We start from the raw sequence: 22,974 nt of genomic DNA, 5'->3' as shown, positions 1-22,974 counted from the left end.
CACAGACCACGAGGCGCCCTTCGTCTAGCGGTCTAGGACGCCGCCCTTTCACGGCGGAAACACGGGTTCGAGTCCCGTAGGGCGTACCATCTGTTTGAAGAAAACCCCGCTTCGGCGGGGTTTTCTTTTGGGCGCTAGACGCGCTTCGGATCGACCAACCGCAGATAGAGGGGCAAGCCTCCTATGAGCGTCCCACCAAAACCGATCCCCAAAATCCACCCGAGCGGCACGCCAAACTGATCCAGCAAAACCATGACAAGCGACCAGAGCAGAAAGGCGAGATAGAGCCGCACTGCACCCCGTGGCCGCGCGCGCCCACGGGTGAGCAAGCGCGCCACGAGAAACGCCACGAGGAAAGGAAACCAGCTTTCCAAGACATGGTTGAGATAGTGTAACTCTGGCGTGGCCCCACCCGGAAAGCTGATCCCCGTCAAGACCATTAACGGGGGAAATTGCCACGGCAAAAAGGGGTTCAGCGCTTCGAAAAGCGCAAAACCAAACCACGTTGTCAGGCCCGCAACAAAGGCCGCAATATAGACGAGGATGCGGCGCACGCTCTAGTGCCGCCGCCCCCTCTCCTCGGGGATCAACCCGCGCGGTGCGAAGCGCATGACGAGGAGCAGGATCGCCCCCATGAAGATCATGCGCATATGGGCGGCGCGGTCGACGAGGGTGTCGCGCAGCGCGCTGTCTTCGCCCAAGGGGCCGGTCAGAACGTCCATCAGCCAGCGGCCCACGGGCTCGGCTTCCACCCAGACAAACCAGATGACAAAGCCGCCCAGGATCGCGCCGAAATTGTTGCCAGAGCCGCCGACGATCACCATCACGAGGATGAGGAAGGTGTAGCGCAGCGGCACGTAAGAGGTCGGGGTGAACTGGCCGTTCATGGTGACCAGCATCGCGCCTGCCACGCCGACCACCGCAGAGCCCAGCACGAAAATTTCGAGATGGCGGCGGGTCACGTCCTTGCCCATGGCGCGGGCGGCGGTTTCATTGTCGCGGATCGCGCGCATCATGCGGCCCCATGGCGAGTGGAGCGCCCGTTGCGCGAGGATCGTGAAGATAATCAGCACGAGGCCGAAAAGCGCCGTATAGCAAAGATCCACGAAGAGGCCCGCAAAGGCGGAGGGCGTGGTGCCGAGGGTCTCGCACAGGTTGATGAACCACGGCGCTTCGCGCAGGCCAACCTCGGTCGGGACCGTGCGCGGGAGCGAGGTCACGTTTTTCACGCCCCGGCTCAGCCAGTCCTCGTTTTTCAGGATCGCGATTATGATCTCGGAAATGCCGAGGGTCGCGATGGCCAGATAGTCCGAGCGCAGGCCGAGGGCGGTTTTGCCGACCAGCCAGGCCGCGCCCGCCGCGAGCAACCCGCCCACGGGCCAGCCGAGCAGGATCGGCAGGCCGAGACCGCCGAGATAGCCGGTGCGGGACGGGTTGACCGCCTCGATCGCCGCCGTCGCCGGGTCAAAGACCAGCCGCGCCGTGAAATAGCCCGCGATGATGATGATTGCCGTCACCGCGCCGCGATAGCGCGTCAGGCGCGGGCGGATCAGGATCGCCGCGAGGATGAAGCCGAGCATCACGATGGCCGAGAGGATCACGCCGATCCCGCCCGCGGACCAGGCGTCGCGCACCGGGGGCATCGCCACCAGCACCGCGCCGAGCCCGCCAATGGCGGTGAAGCCCATGATGCCGACATTCAGAAGCCCCGCATAGCCCCATTGCAAATTCACCCCAAGCGCCATGATGGCGGAGATGATGCAGAGGTTCAGAATGGTCAGCGCCACGGCGGGCGACTGCATCACGCCGACAATGACGAGAAGCAGCGCCATGATGGCGAAATAAGAGGCATGGCGTAGGGTCATATCGTGTCCCCCTTCATCAGGCCAGTGGGTTTGAGCACCAGCACGATCACCAGAATGAGGAAGGAGATCGCGAATTTATAATCGGTGGAGAGGAGCTGCATCAGTCCGTCCGGCACCATGGACTCCGGCAGCGCATAGGTGGCGACCAGCTTCCAAGCATAGGTGAGCGTGACCTCGGAAAAGGCGATGACGAAGCCGCCGACGATGGCGCCCAAGGGGTTGCCGATCCCGCCCACAATCGCCGCCGCGAAGATCGGCAGGACGAGTTGGAAATAGGTGAAGGGCCGGAAGCTCTTGTCGAGGCCGTAAAGCGTGCCCGCGATGGTCGCGAGGCTCGCCGCGATCACCCATGTCCAGAACACCACTCGTTCGGGGTTGATGCCCGACAGGAGCGCCAGATCTTCATTGTCGGAGAAGGCGCGCATGGCTTTGCCGGTCCGCGTTTTGCGCAGGAACCAGAAGAGCCAGAGGACCACCACTACGGCGACCACCAGCGTCAGCGCCTGTGTGGAGCGGATGGCGAGACCCTGATCGAGCCCGCTCCATTCCTTGAAATCCCGGGCGTTGATGAGGAACCGCGCGCCATCGGCAAAGCGCTGGTCATCCGGCCCGATGATGAGGCGCGTGATCCCGTTGAGGATAAACATCACGCCGATGGAGATGATCACGAAGATCACCCCGTCGGATTTCTGCTTGCGGTAGAAACGGTAGACGGTGCGGTCGATCACGAGCGAGATCGCCACCGCGCCGATAATGCCGAAGGGCAGCGCCAGAAGCGCGGTCGGGATCGCGCCGCCGGTGATGCCGAGGCTCTGGAACCACCATGTCACGAGGATCACGCACATGGTCCCGAAAGCCATCAGATCGCCATGGGCGAAGTTGGAGAACCGCAGAACGGCATAGATGATCGTGACCCCAAGCGCGCCGAGGGCGAGCTGGCTACCATAGGCGAGCGCCGGGACGAACACGAAATTTGCGAAGACAACGAGAGCGTTGAGAAGGTCCATTATTCCGCCTCCTCGCAGGTGCCGGTATAGAGGATCGACTGGAGCGGCACATCGGTGATGAGCGTTTGCAGATTGGCCTGCCCGGTCTCCGTGACCACCGCGAGGGCGTGATGGGTCTGGATGTCATCCTCCCCCACCTTCTCGGTGACGAAGGTATAGACCGTGACCGGCCCAAACTCATCCGCATCTACATCATTCGGCCCACTGGCCTGCGGCACGGTCGCACTCGGGTCGACGAAATCCAAAAGACCCGCTTCATCCTTCTCGATGCTGACCTCGTAACCGGTCTCCTGACACGCCTCCTCGCCATAGCATTCTTGCGTGAAATTGCAGGTCAGAACCGGCTGCGCGGCGGCGAGCGCCGGGATGAGGGTGGCTGCTAGGGTTAATCGGATCATATCACCCTCCCAAGAAACTTTTGCGGACTTCGGGATCGGCGAGCAGGGCCTCCCCGGTGTCGGTATAGGCGTTGCGGCCCTGCACCATCACATAACCTTTGTCGGCGATGTTGAGGGCTTGGCGCGCGTTTTGCTCCACCATCAGGATCGAGATGCCGGTGCGGGCGATCTCGATGATGCGGTCGAACAGCTCGTCCATCACGATGGGGGAGACCCCGGCTGTCGGCTCGTCGAGCATCAGGAGTTTCGGGCGGGTCATGAGGGCGCGGCCCACGGCGACCTGCTGGCGTTGGCCGCCGGACAGTTCACCCGCGGGCTGGCCTTGCTTCTCGCGCAGGATCGGGAAGAGGTTGAAGACTTCCTCGACCGTCCCCTCGATGCTGTCCTCCCGCAGAAACGCGCCCATTTCGAGATTTTCGCGCACGGTCATGGAGCGGAACACGTTGTTGACCTGCGGCACGAAGCCCATGCCGCTCGCGACGCGCTCCTGCGGGGAGAGTTTGGTGATGTTCTGTTCATTGAACATCACGCGGCCCTCGCGGAGCGGGAGCATCCCGAACACGGCCTTCATCGCCGTCGATTTGCCCGCGCCATTGGGGCCGACGATCACCGCGATCTCGCCCTTTTCAACGGCGATATTGGTGGAGTGGAGAATATCGGCGGCGCCATAGCCGCCGGTCATGCTTTCAGCGGAGAGGAAACTCATGCGGGCGCCCCCTCTTCCGGCTTAGGATCCTTGTTTTTCAAGCCCGTGCCGAGATAAGCCTCGATGACGCGCTCGTCATTCTTGACCTCATCGACCGTCCCTTGCGCCAGCACCGTGCCCTCGGCCATGACGATGACCGGGTCGCAGAGTTTGGCGATGAAATCCATGTCGTGCTCGATGAGACAGAAGGTGTAGCCCTGCTCCTTGTTGAGCCGCAAAATCGCGTCGCCAATTGTGCCGAGCAGGGTGCGGTTCACCCCGGCCCCGACCTCGTCGAGAAAGACGATCTTGGGGTCCACCATCATCGTGCGGCCAAGCTCCACCAGCTTTTTCTGCCCGCCTGAGAGATTGCCCGCCAACTCATCAGCCACATGGGAAATTTCCAGAAATTCAATGACTTCATCGGCACGCTTGGCAATGGCGCGCTCTTCCTCGCGGATCCGCGCGCGGCCCCAGAAGGCCGTGGTCAGCCGCTCGCCCGACTGGTTCGCCGGGACCATCATCAGGTTCTCACGGACCGTGAGATTGGTAAATTCATGGGCGATCTGGAAGGTGCGCAGGAGCCCCTTGCCGAACAGCTCATGCGGGGGCAGCCCCGTAATATCCTCGCCAGAGAGGTAAATTTTCCCCGCCGTCGGCGTGTAGAGCCCGGCAATACAGTTAAATAAAGTTGATTTTCCCGCGCCATTCGGGCCGATCAGGCCGGTGATCGAGCCTTTTTCGATCTCCAATGTCGCGTGGTCCACCGCTTTGATCCCGCCGAAATGCATCGACAAGTCATCCACTCGGATCATGTTCCCTCTCCGGAAAACGCGACACGGCCCGGAAGCAGGTCCGGGCCGTGTGCGGGTTTCGTCACATCAGTGCTGACCGACGACCTCAAGCGCGCCGCCCTGCATCTCATATTCGAGATAGGAGCCTGCCGGGTCGCCATTGTCGTCGAATTCCACGGCGGTCACGCCCTGATAATCAACGTCCTGGCCGTCTGCGATCAACTGGAGACCTTTTTCGATCTCGCCGACGCCGATCTGCTCACCGGGGGCGTTCGCCACTTCCATGATCGCCTCGGGCGTCACGGTCGCTTCGCCCGCTTTCTGCATGGCAAGGGCAAAGAGCGCCACCGCGTCATAGGACTCGCCACGGTAAGGGCCCGTGCCTTCCGTGCCCGCTTCGTTGAGCATGGTGGTGAAGGTCTCGCCTTCCGGGCCTTCCGAACCCGCAGCGGTGCCGAAGGAGCCTTCGATCTCGTCGCCGAAATCGTCGCCCATCTTGTCGCCGATCATGCCGTCGCCGAACGCGAAGGTGTCGAAAGCGCCGGTGTCGAGCGCGTTGCGGATGATGCCGTTGCCGCCCTGGTCGATATAGCCAAGCACGACGAGGATATCGGCACCTGCTGCCGCGAGCGCGCCGACCTCAGCGGAGTAGTCCGCCTTGCCGTCCTCATGAGCCGCCGAAATGGCAATCGAGCCGCCCGCCGCTTCAAACGCCGCTTCGAAGCTCTCGGCAAAGCCTTTGCCGTAATCGTTGTTCGTGTAGGTCACAGCGGCGTTCTCAAAGCCCTTGTCCTTCACGATATTGGCGAGGATTTCCCCCTGACGCGCATCGGACGGCGCGGTGCGGAAGAAATGGCCATCATCTTCGAGATCGGTCAGCGCCGGGCTGGTCGAGGCGGGCGAGATCATCACAAGCCCTTGCGGGATCGCCACATTGTTCGCCACAGCCGTCGATGCGCCCGAGCAGGCCGCGCCGACAATCGCCACGACATCTTCGGCCAAAATCGCTTCCGCCGCGGTCGTCGCCGCGCCAGCATCCACGCAGGTCGAGTCGCCGCGCACCGGGGTGAGCGTCATGCCATCAAGCAGCGCACCACTGTCGCTGACTTCCTGCATCGCGAGTTCCGCACCTGCTGCCATGCCGGGCGTCAGGGATTCAATCGGGCCGGTAAAGCCCATCAGAACGCCGACTTTCGCCTCTTGTGCCATGGCCGCGCCAGACATCAGCGCAAACACAGCGGTTGCGGTCATCATCTTCTTCATTTCAACCCTCCCAAAGGTCCGTATCGGCGGAATTCCGCCTGAATAGGAACAGGCTAGCGATAGTTAAAAGTTTTGACAATGGGGATAGCGTCGCATCCTTAACCGGATTAAAGGTTTGCCATGAGCCAGCAACACAGCCAAAACCCGCCCGAACTCCGCCCGGACCTCGCCAGAACGCAGATGCCTCACGAGGTCGCGCGCCCCGGTCAGCCGCGCATCGGGATGGTCTCGCTCGGCTGCCCCAAAGCCCTTGTGGACAGTGAGCGGATCCTCACGCGGCTACGCGCCGAGGGCTATGCGATTTCCGCCGATTATGACGGCGCGGACGCGGTGATCGTCAACACATGCGGGTTTCTCGACAGTGCGAAGGCCGAGAGCCTTGAGGCGATTGGCGAGGCGCTGACGGCCAACGGCAAAGTGATCGTGACCGGCTGCCTCGGGGCCGAAGAGGACTATATCCGCGGCACCCACCCTTCGGTTCTCGCCGTCACCGGCCCGCATCAATATGAGCAGGTGCTCGACGCGGTCCATGGCGCGGTGCCGCCGATGCCCGACCCCTTTGTCGATCTGCTGCCCGCGAGCGGCGTGAAACTGACGCCGCGTCATTACGCCTATCTCAAGATTTCCGAGGGCTGTAACCACAAATGCAAATTCTGCATCATCCCGGATATGCGTGGCCGTCTCGTCTCGCGCCCGGCCCATGCGGTGCTGCGCGAGGCGGAAAAGCTGGTCGAGGCCGGGGTGCAGGAACTGCTCGTCATTTCGCAGGACAGCTCCGCTTACGGGGTGGACCGCAAACATGATCTGCATCCGTGGAAAGACGGCGAGGTGCGCACGCATCTCACGGACCTTTCCCGCGAGCTTGGCAAACTCGGGGCTTGGGTGCGGCTCCATTACGTCTACCCCTACCCCCATGTGCGCCAGCTCATTCCGCTGATGGCCGAGGGTGCGGTGCTGCCCTATCTCGACATTCCCTTCCAGCACGCCCACCCGGATGTGCTGAAACGCATGGCCCGCCCGGCGGCGAGCGCCAAGACGCTGGACGAAATCAACGCCTGGCGGAGCGATTGCCCGGACATCATCCTGCGCTCCACCTTCATCGTCGGCTATCCCGGCGAGACGGAGGAAGAGTTTAACTACCTTCTCGACTGGCTCGACGAGGCGCAACTCGACCGGGTCGGCGCGTTCAAATATGAGAATGTGGACGGTGCCCGCGCCAATGATTTGCCGGATCATGTGCCGGATGAGGTGAAGGAAGAGCGCTACGCCCGGTTCATGGAGAAAAGTCAGGCGATTTCAGCGGCCAAGCTGGCGGCTAAGGTCGGCCAGCGCCTCGATGTGATCGTCGATAGCGTCGATGAGGAAGGCGCGGTGTGCCGCACGAAAGCGGACGCGCCGGAGATCGACGGCAATCTCTTCATTGATGAGAATTTCGAAGGGCTTGCCCCCGGCCAGATCCTCACGGTCGAGGTGGATGAGGCCAGCGAATACGACCTTTGGGGGCGGCCGGTTTAACCGCCCCTACTCGGCGCTTCAGACGCCGAAGGATTCCGGCGTCGACACCCCGCCCCCCCGGCTCTGCGCCTGCCAGCCTTTCCAGAGTCGCATCAGATACCAGATCCCGAGCGCAAGCATGACGATCCAGCCGAGCCAGCTTTGCAGCGCCAGCCGGATCACGAGGCTCGCCACGGCTGCGATGGCCACGGTGCGAAATTGCCAGACATAATGCGACTCCGCCGGATGCCCGGCCTTCTCGCGGAAAAGAAACGCCATGATCCCGGCGATCAGCGCCAGCGGCCAAACCAGCACGCCAAGCGCCGCGAGGATATAATTCAGCCGCACATTCTGCATCCCGGCGGCGAACATGCCGGGTCGCGCATCGGCCTCATAGGGATGGCCCGGCGTATGACCGCGCCCCTGCGTGGCCTCCTCGTCCTTCGGCTCGTAACTCTCCTCATCCGCCGCGAGATTTTCGCCCCGCACCGCATCCTCATGGCCGGGACCATAGCTGCGCCCGCCATTGCTCTTGTCCTGCGGCTCCGTCTCTATCTCGCCCGGACCCTTTTCCCCCGGAAATGGCGCGCCCGTCTTGTCGTCGCTCATCGTGACATCCTCCTCATCTCCCACTGTCGGCATGGATGTTAACACTTTCGACACGAAAAAGTTTACACTTTCTGAGTTTCGGCAAGACGATGCTCAAAACAAACGAAAAAAGCGCCGGATACCGTCCGGCGCTTTTCCTAATTTTCCCTGCGGCTAGCTCAGTTCACCAGCGTCGCTTCGGTCTTTTCGCGGACCTCGGATTCCTCCACCCCATCGGCGAGTTCCACGATCTTCAGACCGCCCTCGACCACGTCAAAGACGCCGAGATTGGTAATGATCCGGTTCACAACGCCCGTGCCGGTCAGCGGCAGGGTGCATTCTTTCAGAAGCTTGCTCTCGCCATGCTTATTGGCGTGATCCATCACGACCACCACGCGCTGCACCCCGGCCACGAGATCCATCGCGCCGCCCATGCCTTTGACGAGCTTTTTCGGGATCATCCAGTTCGCGAGATCGCCATTCTCGGCCACCTCCATCGCGCCCAGGATCGCGAGGTTGATATGCCCGCCGCGGATCATCGCAAAGCTGGTGGAGGAGGAGAAATAGCTCGACCGGTTCAGCTCGGTGATCGTCTGTTTCCCGGCATTGATGAGATCGGGGTCCACCGTCTCTTCCGTCGGGAAGGGGCCCATGCCGAGCATGCCGTTCTCCGATTGCAGCGTCACATCGACACCGTCCGGGATGTAGTTTGCCACCAGCGTCGGGATGCCGATGCCGAGGTTCACATACATGCCGTCTTCAAGTTCCTGCGCCGCACGGGCGGCCATCTGATTTCTGTCCCAAGCCATGATTATTCCTCCCGCAGCGTGCGTTTTTCGATGCGCTTCTCGAACTCGCCCTTAATGAGACGGTTCACGAAAATTCCGGGCAGATGGATCTGGTCCGGGTCCAACTCGCCCACCGGCACGATTTCCTCGACCTCGGCCACGCAGACCTTGCCGCACATCGCCACATCCGGGTTGAAGTTGCGCGCGGTCTTGCGGAACATCAGGTTCCCGGCTTCATCGGCTTTCCAACCCTTGATGATGGAGAGATCGGCGAAAATGCCCTTTTCCATGATATAGGTCTTGCCGTCGAATTCGCGCTCTTCCTTGCCCTCGGCGATCTGCGTGCCCACACCCGTCGCGGTGTAGAAGGCCGGGATGCCCGCGCCGCCAGCGCGCATCCGCTCGGCCAGAGTGCCTTGCGGGTTGAACTCGATCTCAAGCTCGCCGGAGAGATATTGACGCATGAACTCGTCATTCTCGCCCACATAGGAGGACATCATTTTGCTGATCTGCTTGGTGTCGAGCAGGATGCCGAGGCCGAAGCCGTCCACACCGCAATTGTTCGACGCAATGGTCAGATCCTTCACACCCGAGTCGCGGATCGCCGCGATGGTGTTTTCCGGAATGCCGCAGAGACCGAAGCCGCCCGCGGCAATCAACATGCCGTCAAAAAGCAGCCCGTCGAGCGCCGACGCGGCGTTGTCATAGACCTTTTTCATATTTCCTCCTCATCCGGGGTGACGCCCCGTCATCGCCGTTAAACTGCGGCGCTGCACAAAAACTGTCAAGCGCCGACGCGTCACTTAAAGCGGTTTGGAGGTGGGGGATGTGAAAGATTCTTGCTTAACCATAAACAAGCGAAGGCGCCGCATAACCAGATGTTATGCGGAGCCTCTTTGCGCGTTTAAACGGGTTTAACTCTGGCGCTGGAGCGGGTTGGAATAGCCCGCGCTGCGGCAGGCCGCCGTCACCGTGTTCGACAGAAGGCAGGCGATCGTCATCGGCCCGACCCCGCCCGGAACCGGGGTGATCGCGCCCGCTTTCGGCTCCACATCGTCGAAATCGACATCGCCGACGAGCCGGTCGCCGCCCCGGTTGATGCCGACGTCAATCACCGTCGCGCCCTCTTTGACCCAATCGCCCTTCACCATGCCGGGCTGGCCCACGGCGGCGACGAGAATATCCGCGCCCCGGCAGACCTCCGGCAGATCGCGGGTGCGGGAATGGGCGATGGTCACAGTGCAATTCTCGCGCAGGAGAAGCTGCGCCATGGGTTTGCCGACGATGTTGGAGCGCCCGATCACCACCGCATGAAGGCCGGACAGATTGCCGATCTCCGCCTTCAGCATCTTGAGGCAACCCAGCGGCGTGCAGGGGATCAGCGCCTGCTGGCCCGTCGCGAGCCGCCCGGCATTGTCGATATGAAACCCGTCCACATCCTTTTTCACGGCGATCGCGTTGATGATCTCGGTTTCATCGAGATGGGACGGCAGCGGAAGCTGGACGAGGATGCCATGCACCGCCGGGTCCGTGTTCAGCTTGTCAATGAGGCCCAGCAATTCCTCGCGGCTGGCGCTCGCGGGCAGGATATGGGTAGAGCCGGCAATGCCCGCCGCCTTGGCCGCTTTTTCCTTGGATTTGACGTAAACGCTGCTCGCCGGATCATCGCCGACCAGAACCACCGCAAGACCCGGCGTCAGCCCGTGGATTTCGCGGAGCTGGTCCACCGCATCTTTCACCTGCGCTTTGAGCTTTTTCGCATGGGCGCGCCCGTCGATGATCTTGGCCATGGTCCCTCCAAATGCTGCCCCTTCATACCCATGGGGAGGCGGGGCGCAAGAGCGCGCGCGGGCAAAACCGCAAAAGAAAACCGCCGGCGGATGAGGCCGGCGGTTTTGGGGTTAGCCAGTCGGCTGCGGGGTCAGATCCCCCTCGCCGCCGCTATCCTTGCGTTTCCCGGTTTTCGGCACCGTGGGAATGCCGCTGCCCGAGGACCCGCTGCTGTCGTCTTCCTCGCCCGGTCCGGGGCGCGGCGGCTCGCCATTGATGACGCGGGTGATCTCGGCACCGGTCAGGGTCTCATATTCCAGAAGCCCCTGCGCGAGACGTTCCAGATCATCCTTTTTCTCGGTCAGGATGTTTTTCGCGCGCTCATAGCCCTCATCGACCAGCTTGCGGACCTCTTCGTCGATGATCTGCTGCGTATCCTGACTCGCGGTGGTCATGCCGCCTTGCGGGCCGAGATAGCTCTGCTGCTCATCGGAATAGTTGATATAGCCGAGCTTGTCCGAATAGCCGAACTGCGTGACCATGGCGCGGGCGATTTTCGTCACCTGCTGGATGTCCGAAGACGCGCCCGACGTGATGTTTTCCGGGCCGAAAATCAGCTCCTCGGCCACGCGGCCACCCATGGCCATCGCGATCTTGGATTTGTATTTCGTCAGCGTCACCGAAAGCTGGTCACGCTCCGGCAGCGACAGCACGAGACCAAGCGCACGGCCGCGCGGGATGATCGTCGCTTTGTGGATCGGGTCATGTTGCGGCACGTTGAGGCCGACAATCGCATGGCCCGCCTCGTGATAGGCCGTCAGCTTTTTCTCGTCCTCGGTCATGACCATGGAGCGGCGTTCGGCCCCCATCATGACCTTGTCCTTGGCGTTCTCGAAATCTTCCATGGTGACGAAGCGCTTGCCCGACCGCGCGGCCATCAGCGCCGCCTCGTTCACGAGGTTGGCGAGATCCGCACCCGAGAAACCCGGCGTGCCGCGCGCGATGATGCGCAGGTCCACATCGGGGCCGAGCGGCGTCTTGCGCGCATGGACTTCGAGGATCCGCTGGCGGCCCTTGATATCGGGGTTCGGCACCTGCACCTGACGGTCGAACCGGCCGGGACGCAGCAGCGCCGGGTCGAGAACGTCCGGGCGGTTGGTGGCAGCGAGAAGGATCACGCCCTCATTCGCCTCAAACCCGTCCATCTCGACCAGCAGTTGGTTCAGCGTCTGCTCGCGCTCGTCATTGCCGCCGCCATAACCGGCACCCCGGTGACGGCCCACAGCATCGATCTCATCAATAAAGACGATACAGGGCGCGTTTTTCTTGGCCTGCTCGAACATGTCGCGGACACGGCTCGCACCCACACCGACAAACATTTCCACGAAATCGGAACCTGAAATGGTGAAGAACGGCACGCCCGCCTCCCCCGCAATCGCGCGGGCGAGCAGCGTTTTACCCGTGCCCGGAGGGCCGACCAGCAGCGCGCCTTTGGGGATCTTGCCGCCCAGACGGCCAAATTTCTGCGGGTCTTTGAGGAATTCGACGATCTCTTGCAGCTCGTCCTTCGCCTCGTCGATCCCCGCCACATCGTCAAAGGTGACGCGGCCATGTTTCTCGGTCAGCAGCTTGGCTTTCGACTTGCCAAAGCCCATGGCGCCGCCGCGTCCGCCACCCTGCATCCGGTTCATGAAGAAAATCCACACACCGATCAGCAGCAGGAACGGCAGCCAGAGCGACAGAGTCGCCATAAAGCCCGATTGCTCCTGCGGGTTCACGTTGATCGCAACACCCTTGTCGCGCAGCTCGCCCGTGATGTCCGCCTCGCGCGGGCGGATCGTGCGATAAGCGGTGTTGCCCTCGGTGCGGAAATACACCTTCTCGCCATCCAGCGTGACCTCGCGCACTTCCCCATTATCGACCTGCTCCATGAAGTCGGAATAGGAGATGTCGCGGGCGTTGGTCGCGTTGCTGTTGCCATCAAACAGGCTGAACAGCGCCACCGCCATCAGGATCAAAACCGCCCAGAAGGCAAAATTCTTGGCATTCCCCATTGGGCGCGCTCCCTTCACTCTGACGCCTCTTAGCGCCACAAATCTTGATACGGGCCTAACATATGACCTGACGCGGGGGTTTCAATTGCGATCGCCCGTGTCAGGGATGAATTTCCGGGGAGATCACGCGGAAAATCCCCTCTTCGGCCTCCGCCGCGGGCATCGGCCCCGCGACAAGGGTTATAGTATCCCACAAACCGGGCGCGGACAGCAATGCGATTCGACTCGCGCCGCTTTCCCGCCAGTCCGGGAGCGCCTTGAGGCCGGATTCGCCAAGCGCGGCAAGATGTTGGCCGGGCCGGGTGGGGCCAAGATACTGCCAGCGGCCATCCCAGATCGCGCCGGTCTCGGCGGGAACGGGGTCCGGCACATGGGCAAATTCGCGGTCAAAGGCGAGGGTTTCGGGACGGTGCGTAATCACCACGCCGCCCAGAGTCTGCCGGGTCTCACCCGAAAGCACCCGGCCCAGATCCTCCAGCCGCGGACGATAAGCCGCGCCGCTGATATGGCGCAAGACCCTCGCGACCAGACGCTGCCGCAGATCGCGCGGCGCGGCGTTAAGCCCTTGGCGGTCCAGCGTAATCGTGCCGAAAGGATGCTGCGTGAGGGTCCGCGCCGCCAGTTCCGCCTCGGCCCAGATCAGGCTCTCGCGCGCGCCAGCCATCCGCGCCGCCGTGCGCGCGAGGCGCGGCACATCAAGATCGAGCGCCGCAATCGCCTGCCGAGTCTGGATGCGCCGTTGCCCCGGATCGTCATTACCCGGATCATCCGCCCAAGTGATGTTTTTGCTTTGCAGATAAGTGCGTAACTCCGCCCGCCGCGCACCGAGGAGCGGACGCAGCCAGAGCAACCCATCCCGCTTGAGCCGCGGCGGCATCGCCGCCAGCCCGTCCACCCCGGAGCCGCGCGCGAGGTTCATCAGCAGTGTCTCCGCCTGATCCTCCGCCGTATGGCCAAGCGCAATCGCCTTGATCCCGCGCGCCTTGGCCCATGCGGCCAGCGCGGCCCGGCGGCCATCGCGCGCAGCAGCGGCAAGATTGCCCTGCCCGTCCCACGTCCAATAGAGCGTCTCATGCGGCACACCGCGCGCGGCGCAAAACCGCGCGACCATCGCGGCCTCCGCCGCCGACTCGGGCCGCAGCCCGTGATCGACGGTCGCGACCTCAACAGCAATGTTTTCAGAGAGAAGCAGATCGAGCAGCGCCATCGAGTCGCCGCCACCAGAGACGGCCACCCCCAGCGGCCCCTCCGGGCGCGGCTCAAGCGCCGCGCGGGCGAGCATCAGCAGCCCAGTTCGGACTGCAATGCCGCAGCAGCCTGCGCTTCGGGGGCCTCCGCAAACCGGTTGCGGAGCGCGTTGAAACTGGCGCAAGCCGCCTCGTTCTTGCCGATCCCGGCCAGCGCATTGCCAAGCTCCAGCGTCGCTTCGGGCGCGCGGTCACCCTGCGGGCTGGCGGTCAGATAATCTAGAAACGCCTGTGCAGCCTCGCGGGTGCGGCCCCGCGATTTTTCTGCAAGACCAAGATAATAGCTGGCTTCACCATAGGCGGCGCTTTCGGGATAGGCCGCGCGGAAAGCCGTGAGCCGCGCCGCTGCCTGCGCCGTGTCGCCGCTCTCGTAAGACGCCAGCGCACGTTCCAGAAGCGCCGTCTCGTCCGGCAGATCTTCCTCGCTGACGCTGCCCTCTTCTATCGTCGCGGGACGCGGGCGCGGTGTGATCGACGCGAACGCCGCCCCTTCGAGCGCCTCGAACCGCGCCGCCAAAGCCGCGCGCTCTTCGCCTTCGGGGAGCGCCATAATGTCGTTTTCAAGAGAGGTCAGCGCATTCAGCTCCGCCACGCCGCGGATTTCCAGCGCCTGTAACCGGGCCTCCACGGACTCGCTCTGCGCCAGCGCCGTTCCGGCGCAAAAGAGCCAAATGCCCGATGCCGCCCATGCCGTCACTTTGCGCGAAATATCCATGATTGCTCCCCTGACCAGCCTTATTTCTGCCGCAGATCCGGCCACATAGCAATGCGCGCCGCCCGCCGTGACCGCGATGACGCAGTCACTGTGCTTTCAGTGTCACGAATGGTTAATTGCTAAATTGCGGCGCGTAGGTGATCTGGAAATTGCGCCAGTTCTCAAACCGCTCGTCGAGGAAAAAGTCGGGCGGGCAGCTCTGGATCGCGTTCACTGCGGCGCGATAGAGCAGCGCCGTGCCGGGATCCGTCAGTTCCGGCTCAATCAGTTCCGGGATGCCCACCAACTGCCGATCCTCATCAAGCGTCACCTCAATCGTCGCATAAGCGCCGGGAAATTCTCGAACATCCGCCGGGACGACAGAACACTGACCAATCAGATCGGCCAGACCCGCGCGCTCCTCACCGTTGAGACCACCCGCGCCTTCGCCGCCCTCACCCTGACCAGCCTCGCCGCTCGCGCCCTCGCCGGGTTCACCCTGCGACGCGCCAACGCCCAGCTTGGCGAGGCTCTTGGTCAGATCATCGCCGCTCACCGTCGTATCGCTGATCAACTCTTCAAACGCCTCTTGCCGCAGCGCCTCGGCCTGCGCTTCCTTAGCCAGCCGCTTGGCCTCCGCCGCATCCGCCTCGCCCAGATTTTGCGCGACCTCATTGGCAATCACATCTTCCAGCGACAATTGATCGGACAGCGCCCGCGCCTCGTCATCCGCGGCTTGTAACGCGGCCTCTTCCTCGGCCTGACGGCGCGCGGCTTCCTCTGCGGCCAGTCGCGCCCGCTCGGCTTCTTCTGCGGCGAGCGCCTGCTGCTCGGCCAAACGCGCGGCCTGCTCGGCCCGCTCCGCCTCCAAACGTGCGGCCTCCTCAGCGGCCACCACGCGGGCATTTTCCGCATCAATCTCCGCCTGACGCGCCGCCTCGGCCTGCGCTGCGGCTTCCGCATCCGCTGCCGCTTGCGCCGCCGCCTCCGCCGCCAAACGCTCGGCCTCCGCCTGCTCTGCCGCTTGCCGCTCGGCTTCGGCCTGTGCCGCCGCCTGACGTTCCGCCTCAGCCGCCGCTTCTGCTGCTGCGGCCTGCTCCGCCGCTAGGCGCTCAGCTTCGGCTGCTTCCGCCGCTTGTCTCTCTGCTTCGGCCTGCGCAGCGGCTTCCGCAGCTTGACGTTCCGCCTCTGCCTGCGCAGCCGCCTCTGCGGCCTGACGCTCGGCTTCCGCTTGAGCCGCAGCCTCCGCTTCCGCACGCGCCGCTTCTTCTGCTGCCGCCTGACGTTCCGCTTCTGCGGCGGCCTCAGCAGCCTGCCGCGCGGCCTCTTCTTCCGCTGCCTGACGCGCAGCTTCCTCAGCCGCCTGCTGCTCTGCCAACGCTGCTGCTTCTGCCGCTGCGGCCTCTTCCGCTGCCAGGCGCTCCGCTTCCGCCTGCGCCGCGGCCTCTGCCGCTTGGCGCTCCGCTTCGGCCTGCGCCGCCGCTTCCGCCGCCTGACGTTCAGCCTCCGCCTGCGCGGCTTCTTCCGCTGCTGCTTGGCGCTCTGCCTCGGCGGCGGCTTCTGCTGCCGCAGCCTCTTCCGCGGCCAATCTTGCGGCTTCCGCCTCTTCAGCAGCCTGCTGTTCCTCTGCCGCCTGCGCAGCCGCAGCTTCCGCCTCGCCCGCCTCGGCGCTGTCCTCTTCGGCGTCGCCAGCGGCGCCTTCCTCGTTACCGTCACCGGCCCCGGCTTCCGTGCCGCCGCCCGCACCGGCAACCGCCTGCATCTGCGCAAGCTGCTCCTCGGTGATGAACTCCACATCCGTCACCGGCTCAATACCGCGAAACTGGTCGGGCACAAACACGGGGATCGTGAAAAGCGCGAGCAAAAGCAGGGCGATATGCCCGAATATGGAAAGCTTGAAGCCGGTATTCATTGGGCTATTGCCCCCTGAGATCAGGGCCGCCGGGCGCGGTCACAAGGCCGATATCGGTGAAGCCGCCCGCATTGAGCGCCCCCATGAGCTGCATCACATCCGCATAGGACGCCGCCGCCGGCGCGCGCAGGAAGATCCGCTCAGGGTTGCCGCCGGTGACCTCTTCGATCCGCGTGACGAGACTGTCCCGCGAGACTTCATCCTCGCCGATCATCACGCCGCCATCATCGCGCAGCGTCACGGTGAGCGGCGGGCCCGCAGGCTCATCCATCGCACCCGCCGCCGATTGCGGCAATTCCACCGGCACCCCGGTCGAGAGCATCGGCGCGGCCACCATGAAGATGATGAGCAGCACCAGCATCACGTCCACAAAGGGCGTCACGTTGATTTCCGACATGGGCTGAAGGCGTCGCCGCCCGCGCCCGCGCCGCGGTGTGTGATCGAAACCGGGCATCAGCCGAGGCTCCCGTCCCGCTCACGTTCCACGGCGAGATCCGGCGTGGTCCGCCCGCCGCGCGCGTCGCGGCCAATCTGGCGCGACAGGATCAGCGCGAACTCATCGGCCAGCGCGTTCAGACGGTCGCCCATCCGGCCGACGCGTGTCGACAGACGGTTGTAGAAAATGACGGCTGGGATCGCGGCCACAAGGCCAAGCGCGGTCGCCAGAAGCGCCTCGGCAATCCCGGGCGCGACGACGGCGAGGTTGGTGCTCTGCTCGCCCGCAATATCACCAAAGGCGGTCTTGATGCCCCAGACGGTCCCGAAAAGGCCCACAAAGGGCGCGACCGAACCAATGGTCGCCAGCACCGGAAGATCGCCGCTCATGCGCTCGGATTCGCGGTTGATCGCAAGGTCCATCGCCCGGTCGATCCGCGTCTCCGCGCCCGATATGATCCGCCCCCCCTCGTCATAGCTCTTGCGCCACTCGCCCATGCCCGCCGAGAACACGCGCTCGGCGGCGGTGTTCGGATCGCGGCCCAGACGGTCGTAAATCTCGTCCAGCGGATCACCCGACCAGAACGCATCCTCAAACCGGCGCGTCTGACCCGACACCCGGCCCAGAACAATATATTTTTGCAGGATAATGCCCCAGCTCACGACCGAGGCGATGATCAGCAAGCCAATGACGATTTTGACGACAAGACCGGCCTGCATGAACAGGGACAACATCGAGAAATCCGCCGCTTGGGCGGGAAGGATAGCGGCAATGGCCATAAACTGCTCTCTCCGGCGGGTGCGCCCCGCATTATTACACTGCGCCCGGTTTTATCGGCCGATGCGCGATTGGTCCTAAAATAACGCTAATGCGCAGCGCGTTCAATCGGCTGCAAGGCCGGATGACAGCACTGTGCGCAATTTGTCAGGCACCCGCACCGGGCGGAACTCTTCATTGAGATGCACCAGCGTCAACATACAGGAAAACAAGAGGTTACCGTCTTTCAGCACCTCCTGCTTGAAGGTGATCGACGCCCCGCCCACCTTGGTGACCTCGCTCGTCACGATGAGGTGATCGTCGAGTTTCGCGGGCAGGTAATAATCCATTTCCATATGGCGCACGGCAAAGGGAGCCTGATCCGCCTTGTCCCAGACGCCCAGATCGCGGAGCATTTCGGTCCGCGCCCGCTCCATGAAGTCGATATAGCGCCCGTGATAGGTGACACCGCCCACATCGGTGTCCTGATAGTAAATGCGGACGGGATATTCATGCACCATGATAAACCTCAAAGATCGCCGAACAAATCATTGCCCTCGCGCGGTGCCTCAAGCCCCAGATGTTGCCAAGCCTTGCGCGCGAGCATCCGTCCGCGCGGTGTGCGCGCAATCAGCCCCTGTTGCAAGAGGAAAGGCTCGATCACCTCCTCAATCGCGTCCCGCGACTCCGAGAGCGCGGCGGCGATGGTTTCCACCCCGACAGGCCCGCCGCCATAATTTTCGGCGAGCATACTAAGGTAACGCCGGTCGGCGCTATCAAGGCCAAGGTCATCGACGCCAAGCCGCGTCAGCGCCATATCGGCCAGCTCGCGGGTGATCGTCCCGTCCCCTTCCACTTGCGCAAAATCAACCACCCTGCGCAGGAGCCGCCCGGCAATCCGGGGCGTGCCGCGCGCCCGCCGCGCGATCTCCGATGCGCCATTGTCCGACGCTTCCGCCCCCATCAGATCCGCGCCGCGCCGCACGATCTTGATGAGTTCTTCTGTGGTGTAAAATTCCAGCCGCGTCGGGATCCCGAACCGGTCGCGCAACGGTGTGGTGAGCAAGCCAAGCCGCGTCGTCGCCCCCACCAGCGTGAAAGGTTGCAGATCAATCCGCACCGTCCGCGCCGCCGGGCCCTCGCCGATCACCAGATCCAGCTCAAAATCCTCCATCGCCGGATACAGCACCTCTTCCACCGCTGGATTCATCCGGTGAATCTCGTCAATAAACAGCACATCCCGCGCGTCGAGATTGGTCAGGATCGCCGCGAGATCCCCCGCCCGCGCCAGAACCGGGCCGGAGGTCATGCGAAAATTCACCCCCAGCTCCCGCGCCATGATCTGCGCCAGCGTCGTTTTCCCCAAACCCGGCGGGCCGTAAAACAGCGTGTGATCCATCGCCGTGCCGCGCTTTTTCGCCGCCTCGATAAAGACCCGCAAATTCGCCCGCGCCTCGGCCTGTCCGGTGAACTCGTCAAGGCTTTGCGGGCGCAGCGCCACGCCGCCTTCGGGCGTCTCATCTTCGGGCAAGCGTTCGGCGCGGATCGTGTCTTCGGTGTCCATCATGCCTCCGGCGCCAGCGCTTTGAGCGCCTTGCGAATAAGCGTTCCGGTGTCATCGCCCTCACCCTGCACACGGGCAATCGCTCCCGCGGCCTCGCCCTGCCCATAGCCAAGATTAACCAAGGCCGAGAGCGCCTCGGAAGCCGCCGCCCCCGCAGGCTGCGCAGCGGCCGGCGCGGGCGTTTCCACAAGCGCAGCCGGTGCGGGGCCGCTGGCGGCGGACCCGGTCTCGATGACCGGGGCGGACGCCGCCGCGCTGGCTTCGCCGCCCATCGCCATCACCTGCGGGGCCTTGCCCGCGAGTTCATGCACAATCCGCTGCGCGATCTTCGGCCCGATCCCCGGCGCGGCCTTGATCGCCGTCGCATCGCCCAGAAGGATCGCCCGGCCCGTCGCCTCCGGCCCGAGCGTGCCCAAGACCGCCATCGCCGCCTTGGCCCCAACCCCCTGAACCGAAGTCAACAAACGGTGCCACTCGCGCTCCACCAGCGTCGGGAAGCCAAACAACTGCAACAGATCCTCACGCACCAAAAGCTCCGTATAGAGCGCCGCCATCCCACCCTTGGCCGGGAGCATCGCCAGCACGCGCTCATTGCAATAGACCTGATAGCCCACGCCATTCACATCGAGCAGCACATGATCCGCGCCCTTGTAATCCACCCGTCCGGTGAGCTTGCCGATCATGCCTTCGCCCTCGCCTTGCTGATCGCCGCATCGAGCCGCCCCGAAAACCGCGCGTGATGCGCATGGCAGAGCGCAATCGCCAGCGCGTCGGCGGCGTCCGGCCCGGCAATCTCCACGCCCGGAAGCTGCATCCGCACCATGTGATCGACCTGCGCTTTCTCCGCATGGCCAACCCCGACCACGGTTTTCTTCACCGCATTCGGCGCATATTCCCCAATCGGGAGCCCCGCCTCGGCGGGCGCAAGCAGCGCAATCCCGCGCGCCTGCCCCAGCTTGAGCGTTCCAACCGCATCCTTGTTCACGAAAGTCTGCTCCACCGCCGCCAAGGTCGGCGCAAACCGCGCAATCACATCCGAGAGTTGCCGGTAAAGCGAGAGAAGCCGCAGCGCCAGATCCTCGCTGCCCTCCGACGTGCAGACCCCATTGGCGACATGGCTGCATTTCGCGCCCGCCACATCGACAATGCCCCAGCCCATACGGCGAAGCCCCGGATCAATCCCGATAATGCGCATCCTGCTCCTCTTATCCCCCAGTTATCCGCCAGTGCGATCTCGCGCGACCCACCGGGATTTTTTCAAAGGATTAGCACAAAGCAGGAACGTTGCCTAGGCTCGCGATCAGCCCTTTTTAAGCGTGAGCGTCACCCAATCCTCAATCTGTTCGCGCGCCGTCTCGGTGAAGCCCTCGGCCTGATAGGCCTCCAGCACATCATCGGCCTGCCGTGACAGCAGCCCCGAGAGGATCGCAACGCCGCCCGGCGTGATATGGCGCGCCATATCCGGCGCGAGCGCGATCAGCGGGGCCTTGAGAATATTGGCAAAAATCAACTCAAACGGCGCGGCGGCGTGGATCGCGTCATCCGCAAAGCCCGGCGCGGTGACGACCGTGATCTTCCCGCCAAGCCCGTTATGCTCGATATTCGCGCGGGCCGTGTCCGTCGCCACCTCGTCGATATCGCTTGCGAGGGTCGGCACATCCCAAAGCTTCGCCGCCCCCATCGCCAGAACCGCCGTGCCGCAGCCGATATCGGCCACGGAAGACGGCGCAAACCCGCCGCTCGCCAGCTTGTCGAGCGCGATCAGACAGCCCTGCGTCGTCCCGTGATGCCCCGTGCCAAACGCCATCGCCGCCTCAATCGCGAGCCCGACCCTGCCCTCGGGCAGCTTGTCCGCATCATGCGAGCCGTAAAGGAAAAACCGCCCCGCCTCGATGGGCGTGAGCTCCCGCCGCACCTGCGCCACCCAATCGGTTTCGGGCACCTCGGAGAGAATGAAATCCGGCGCGTCATGGATCGACGCCAGCAGCGCCAGCCCCGCCAGATCCGGCTTTTCATCGAAATAACCGCCCACCTGCCAACGCTCCGAACCGTCCTCGATCAGCGTATGCGCAATCCCGATCGGCTCCGGATACAGCGCCTCCATCGCATCCGCCAAACGCGCGGCGCTCTCTTCATCATTGAGGGTCGTAATGGCGGCATAAGTCACGGGCATCGGCAAGCTCCTTTGCCGCTTGCGCTACCCTGCGGGAGAGGTCCGGTCAAGAATTGATAAACCGCGATGCGCGCGCCAGAGTGCCCATATGAAATATATTGTTCCCCAACCCGACATCACCCTCTACGAAGACGGCTTCGAAAAGCACGACCTGCTGGATCGCACAGAGCTGTCCACCCAACTCTCCAATCTCGTCGAACGCATCGAAGACCCCATGGTCATCGCCCTCGACGGCCCTTGGGGCAGCGGGAAAAGCGTCTTTCTGAAATGTTGGGTGGGTCAGCATTTGAAGGATGAGAAAACGAAAGCCGAACCCGTCTATTTCGACGCCTTTCGCCATGACTATGCGGATACGCCGCTGTTGTCGCTGACGCAGGTGATCGTCGAGCGGTTCTTGGAGCCGGAGACAGCGCAGCCGATCGTATCCGACAACGCAAAAAAGCTTTTCCACAAGCTTAAAAGACCTGCGATGCGGGTTGGCCTAGCTGCGGCTTCGGCAGGATTGAATGTCGCTTCAGCGGGACTTTTGCCTGCGGCTTTTCAACTATCTGAGGTCGCGACCGCCGCCGCCAACGAAGCCGTTAGTGCGACAAGTGATGAAGCCCAGAAGGCGCTGGACAAACTCTGGGCGCAGCAGACTGCTCAGAAAGATGCAATGGAGCAATTTCGCAATACGCTAGAGAAGTTGACCAAGCCCAAAGACGAAGGCGGCGAAGCCCAGAAACTCGTCATTGCCATCGACGAGTTGGACCGCTGCCGCCCTGACTATGCGCTCTCGGTTCTGGAAACGATCAAACATTTCTTCGACGTGCCGAATGTCCATTTCGTCCTTGGCGTCAATCTTGAGGAACTCGCAAACAGCGTGCGGGCGCGGTATGGCGCCGGAACGGACGCGCAGAAGTATCTGGCGAAGTTTGTGAATGTAGGAATGCTGCTTCCCAAAAGAGGATCAAATGGTAATCTGATGGGTCCAGAATATTTTGGCAAGATGGCTGAAAAAATGGAGATCGACAAAGAGAGGACCCGTGCCGCGCTGCGTTGCATCGACCGTTCTTCCTTCGCCGAAACCCTTACGCTTCGAGACATAGAGCGAATACTGACAAAGCTCGCGCTTATTCCTTCTAAGCTCGCTAATGATCCTGACTATAGCGTCACCATCGTTACCGAACTGGCCATACTCAATGTGGTTGCCCCAGATGCCTTTAAGAAAGCCATAGAGGGACGACTGGAGATCAACGACATCTATAAAGCGTTCAATGTTCGAAATACTAATGATGATGAAGTCGACGTGTCATCAGAGGATGGCTTGATCACAACTCAGTGGATGATGATCATAGACCATGAGTACAATAGCCCTTTGGGATCGAATATCCCGGGACATGAGCAGCAAGAAAGCCAGTTGCTGCTTAGGCGTTTGTGCCAAAAGTATCTTATGAAAATCCGTGCCTTTGACGCGGATAGTGCTGACCCGGAGGCCAGCACCTAA

Annotated in this window: 24 protein-coding genes and 1 tRNA gene; 3 read left to right on the top strand and 22 right to left on the bottom strand. The window is 62.9% G+C overall.

Going from position 1 to position 22,974, the window contains the following annotated elements; genetic code table 11:
- Window positions 1-13: 13 nt before the first annotated feature.
- A tRNA-Glu gene (locus ACMA5I_RS03520) sits at window positions 14-89 on the top strand.
- Window positions 90-134: 45 nt separating this feature from the next.
- Here ACMA5I_RS03520 and ACMA5I_RS03515 read toward each other — a convergent pair.
- The 7 genes from ACMA5I_RS03515 to ACMA5I_RS03485 all read right to left on the bottom strand — a co-directional run bounded on the left by ACMA5I_RS03515 (window position 135) and on the right by ACMA5I_RS03485 (window position 6,012).
- Entirely contained in the window at window positions 135-554 is a 420-nt protein-coding gene (locus ACMA5I_RS03515; protein ID WP_525884851.1) for a hypothetical protein, read from the bottom strand.
- 3 nt (window positions 555-557) lie between these two features.
- Window positions 558-1,865: a branched-chain amino acid ABC transporter permease gene (locus ACMA5I_RS03510; protein ID WP_525884850.1), complete on the bottom strand. Its 1,308-nt coding sequence runs from the start codon at window positions 1,863-1,865 to the stop codon at window positions 558-560.
- Window positions 1,862-2,872: a branched-chain amino acid ABC transporter permease gene (locus ACMA5I_RS03505; protein ID WP_525884849.1), complete on the bottom strand. Its 1,011-nt coding sequence runs from the start codon at window positions 2,870-2,872 to the stop codon at window positions 1,862-1,864. The genes ACMA5I_RS03510 and ACMA5I_RS03505 overlap by 4 nt, the downstream gene beginning before the upstream one ends.
- On the bottom strand, window positions 2,872-3,270 hold the full coding sequence (locus ACMA5I_RS03500) for a hypothetical protein (protein ID WP_525884848.1): 399 nt from the start codon (window positions 3,268-3,270) through the stop codon (window positions 2,872-2,874). Before ACMA5I_RS03500 ends, ACMA5I_RS03505 begins: the two co-directional genes overlap by 1 nt.
- Before the next feature lies 1 nt (window position 3,271).
- Window positions 3,272-3,976, bottom strand: coding sequence for an ABC transporter ATP-binding protein (locus tag ACMA5I_RS03495; protein ID WP_525884847.1), 705 nt, complete (start codon window positions 3,974-3,976; stop codon window positions 3,272-3,274).
- A complete protein-coding gene (locus tag ACMA5I_RS03490; protein ID WP_525884846.1) occupies window positions 3,973-4,770 on the bottom strand; it encodes an ABC transporter ATP-binding protein in 798 nt (265 codons plus the stop codon). The genes ACMA5I_RS03495 and ACMA5I_RS03490 overlap by 4 nt, the downstream gene beginning before the upstream one ends.
- Before the next feature lie 66 nt (window positions 4,771-4,836).
- Complete coding sequence (locus ACMA5I_RS03485; RefSeq protein WP_525884845.1) at window positions 4,837-6,012, bottom strand: ABC transporter substrate-binding protein; 1,176 nt, start codon at window positions 6,010-6,012, stop codon at window positions 4,837-4,839.
- Between the two features lie 120 nt (window positions 6,013-6,132).
- Between ACMA5I_RS03485 and rimO the strand changes: the two genes are divergently transcribed.
- Window positions 6,133-7,527: a 30S ribosomal protein S12 methylthiotransferase RimO gene (rimO, locus tag ACMA5I_RS03480; RefSeq protein WP_525884844.1), complete on the top strand. Its 1,395-nt coding sequence runs from the start codon at window positions 6,133-6,135 to the stop codon at window positions 7,525-7,527.
- A gap of 18 nt (window positions 7,528-7,545) precedes the next feature.
- Here the strand turns inward: rimO and ACMA5I_RS03475 are convergent, their stop codons facing one another.
- The 15 genes from ACMA5I_RS03475 to ACMA5I_RS03405 all read right to left on the bottom strand — a co-directional run bounded on the left by ACMA5I_RS03475 (window position 7,546) and on the right by ACMA5I_RS03405 (window position 21,488).
- A complete protein-coding gene (locus ACMA5I_RS03475; protein ID WP_525884843.1) occupies window positions 7,546-8,148 on the bottom strand; it encodes a DUF4870 family protein in 603 nt (200 codons plus the stop codon).
- Window positions 8,149-8,273: 125 nt separating this feature from the next.
- Complete coding sequence (locus ACMA5I_RS03470; RefSeq protein WP_525884842.1) at window positions 8,274-8,903, bottom strand: 3-oxoacid CoA-transferase subunit B; 630 nt, start codon at window positions 8,901-8,903, stop codon at window positions 8,274-8,276.
- A gap of 2 nt (window positions 8,904-8,905) precedes the next feature.
- Window positions 8,906-9,601: a CoA transferase subunit A gene (locus ACMA5I_RS03465; RefSeq protein ID WP_525884841.1), complete on the bottom strand. Its 696-nt coding sequence runs from the start codon at window positions 9,599-9,601 to the stop codon at window positions 8,906-8,908.
- 195 nt (window positions 9,602-9,796) lie between these two features.
- On the bottom strand, window positions 9,797-10,672 hold the full coding sequence (gene folD, locus ACMA5I_RS03460) for a bifunctional methylenetetrahydrofolate dehydrogenase/methenyltetrahydrofolate cyclohydrolase FolD (protein ID WP_525884840.1): 876 nt from the start codon (window positions 10,670-10,672) through the stop codon (window positions 9,797-9,799).
- Window positions 10,673-10,783: 111 nt separating this feature from the next.
- Window positions 10,784-12,706: an ATP-dependent zinc metalloprotease FtsH gene (gene ftsH, locus ACMA5I_RS03455; protein WP_525884839.1), complete on the bottom strand. Its 1,923-nt coding sequence runs from the start codon at window positions 12,704-12,706 to the stop codon at window positions 10,784-10,786.
- Window positions 12,707-12,806: 100 nt separating this feature from the next.
- Window positions 12,807-13,988 (bottom strand): tRNA lysidine(34) synthetase TilS, encoded by a 1,182-nt coding sequence (gene tilS / locus ACMA5I_RS03450; protein ID WP_525884838.1) that lies wholly within the window; start codon window positions 13,986-13,988, stop codon window positions 12,807-12,809.
- On the bottom strand, window positions 13,988-14,668 hold the full coding sequence (locus ACMA5I_RS03445) for a tetratricopeptide repeat protein (protein WP_525884837.1): 681 nt from the start codon (window positions 14,666-14,668) through the stop codon (window positions 13,988-13,990). Before ACMA5I_RS03445 ends, tilS begins: the two co-directional genes overlap by 1 nt.
- A 112-nt stretch (window positions 14,669-14,780) precedes the next feature.
- Window positions 14,781-16,559 carry a hypothetical protein gene (locus ACMA5I_RS03440; protein WP_525884836.1) on the bottom strand — a complete coding sequence of 593 codons (1,779 nt, stop codon included), beginning with the start codon at window positions 16,557-16,559 and terminating at the stop codon, window positions 14,781-14,783.
- A 4-nt stretch (window positions 16,560-16,563) separates the two neighbouring features.
- Window positions 16,564-17,013 (bottom strand): ExbD/TolR family protein, encoded by a 450-nt coding sequence (locus ACMA5I_RS03435; RefSeq protein ID WP_525884835.1) that lies wholly within the window; start codon window positions 17,011-17,013, stop codon window positions 16,564-16,566.
- Window positions 17,013-17,774 carry a protein TolQ gene (tolQ, locus tag ACMA5I_RS03430; protein WP_525884834.1) on the bottom strand — a complete coding sequence of 254 codons (762 nt, stop codon included), beginning with the start codon at window positions 17,772-17,774 and terminating at the stop codon, window positions 17,013-17,015. The genes ACMA5I_RS03435 and tolQ overlap by 1 nt, the downstream gene beginning before the upstream one ends.
- 102 nt (window positions 17,775-17,876) lie before the next feature.
- Window positions 17,877-18,272 carry a YbgC/FadM family acyl-CoA thioesterase gene (locus tag ACMA5I_RS03425; RefSeq protein ID WP_525884833.1) on the bottom strand — a complete coding sequence of 132 codons (396 nt, stop codon included), beginning with the start codon at window positions 18,270-18,272 and terminating at the stop codon, window positions 17,877-17,879.
- 8 nt (window positions 18,273-18,280) lie between these two features.
- Window positions 18,281-19,318 carry a Holliday junction branch migration DNA helicase RuvB gene (gene ruvB, locus ACMA5I_RS03420; RefSeq protein WP_525884832.1) on the bottom strand — a complete coding sequence of 346 codons (1,038 nt, stop codon included), beginning with the start codon at window positions 19,316-19,318 and terminating at the stop codon, window positions 18,281-18,283.
- Entirely contained in the window at window positions 19,315-19,998 is a 684-nt protein-coding gene (gene ruvA, locus ACMA5I_RS03415; protein WP_525884831.1) for a Holliday junction branch migration protein RuvA, read from the bottom strand. Before ruvA ends, ruvB begins: the two co-directional genes overlap by 4 nt.
- Window positions 19,995-20,510 (bottom strand): crossover junction endodeoxyribonuclease RuvC, encoded by a 516-nt coding sequence (ruvC, locus tag ACMA5I_RS03410; protein ID WP_525884830.1) that lies wholly within the window; start codon window positions 20,508-20,510, stop codon window positions 19,995-19,997. Before ruvC ends, ruvA begins: the two co-directional genes overlap by 4 nt.
- Before the next feature lie 105 nt (window positions 20,511-20,615).
- Window positions 20,616-21,488, bottom strand: coding sequence for a 50S ribosomal protein L11 methyltransferase (locus ACMA5I_RS03405; protein ID WP_525884829.1), 873 nt, complete (start codon window positions 21,486-21,488; stop codon window positions 20,616-20,618).
- A gap of 88 nt (window positions 21,489-21,576) precedes the next feature.
- On the opposite strand from ACMA5I_RS03405, the gene ACMA5I_RS03400 reads away from it, so the two are divergent.
- Window positions 21,577-22,974, top strand: coding sequence for a KAP family P-loop NTPase fold protein (locus ACMA5I_RS03400; protein ID WP_525884828.1), 1,398 nt, complete (start codon window positions 21,577-21,579; stop codon window positions 22,972-22,974).

It is taken from the genome of Jujubicoccus corallicola (assembly GCF_047345645.1).
In the GTDB taxonomy this organism is placed as follows: Bacteria; Pseudomonadota; Alphaproteobacteria; order Rhodobacterales; family Rhodobacteraceae; genus JBLEFH01.
The sequence above is the reverse complement of the archived record's forward strand: the minus strand, read 5'-3'. Positions and strand labels throughout refer to the sequence as shown.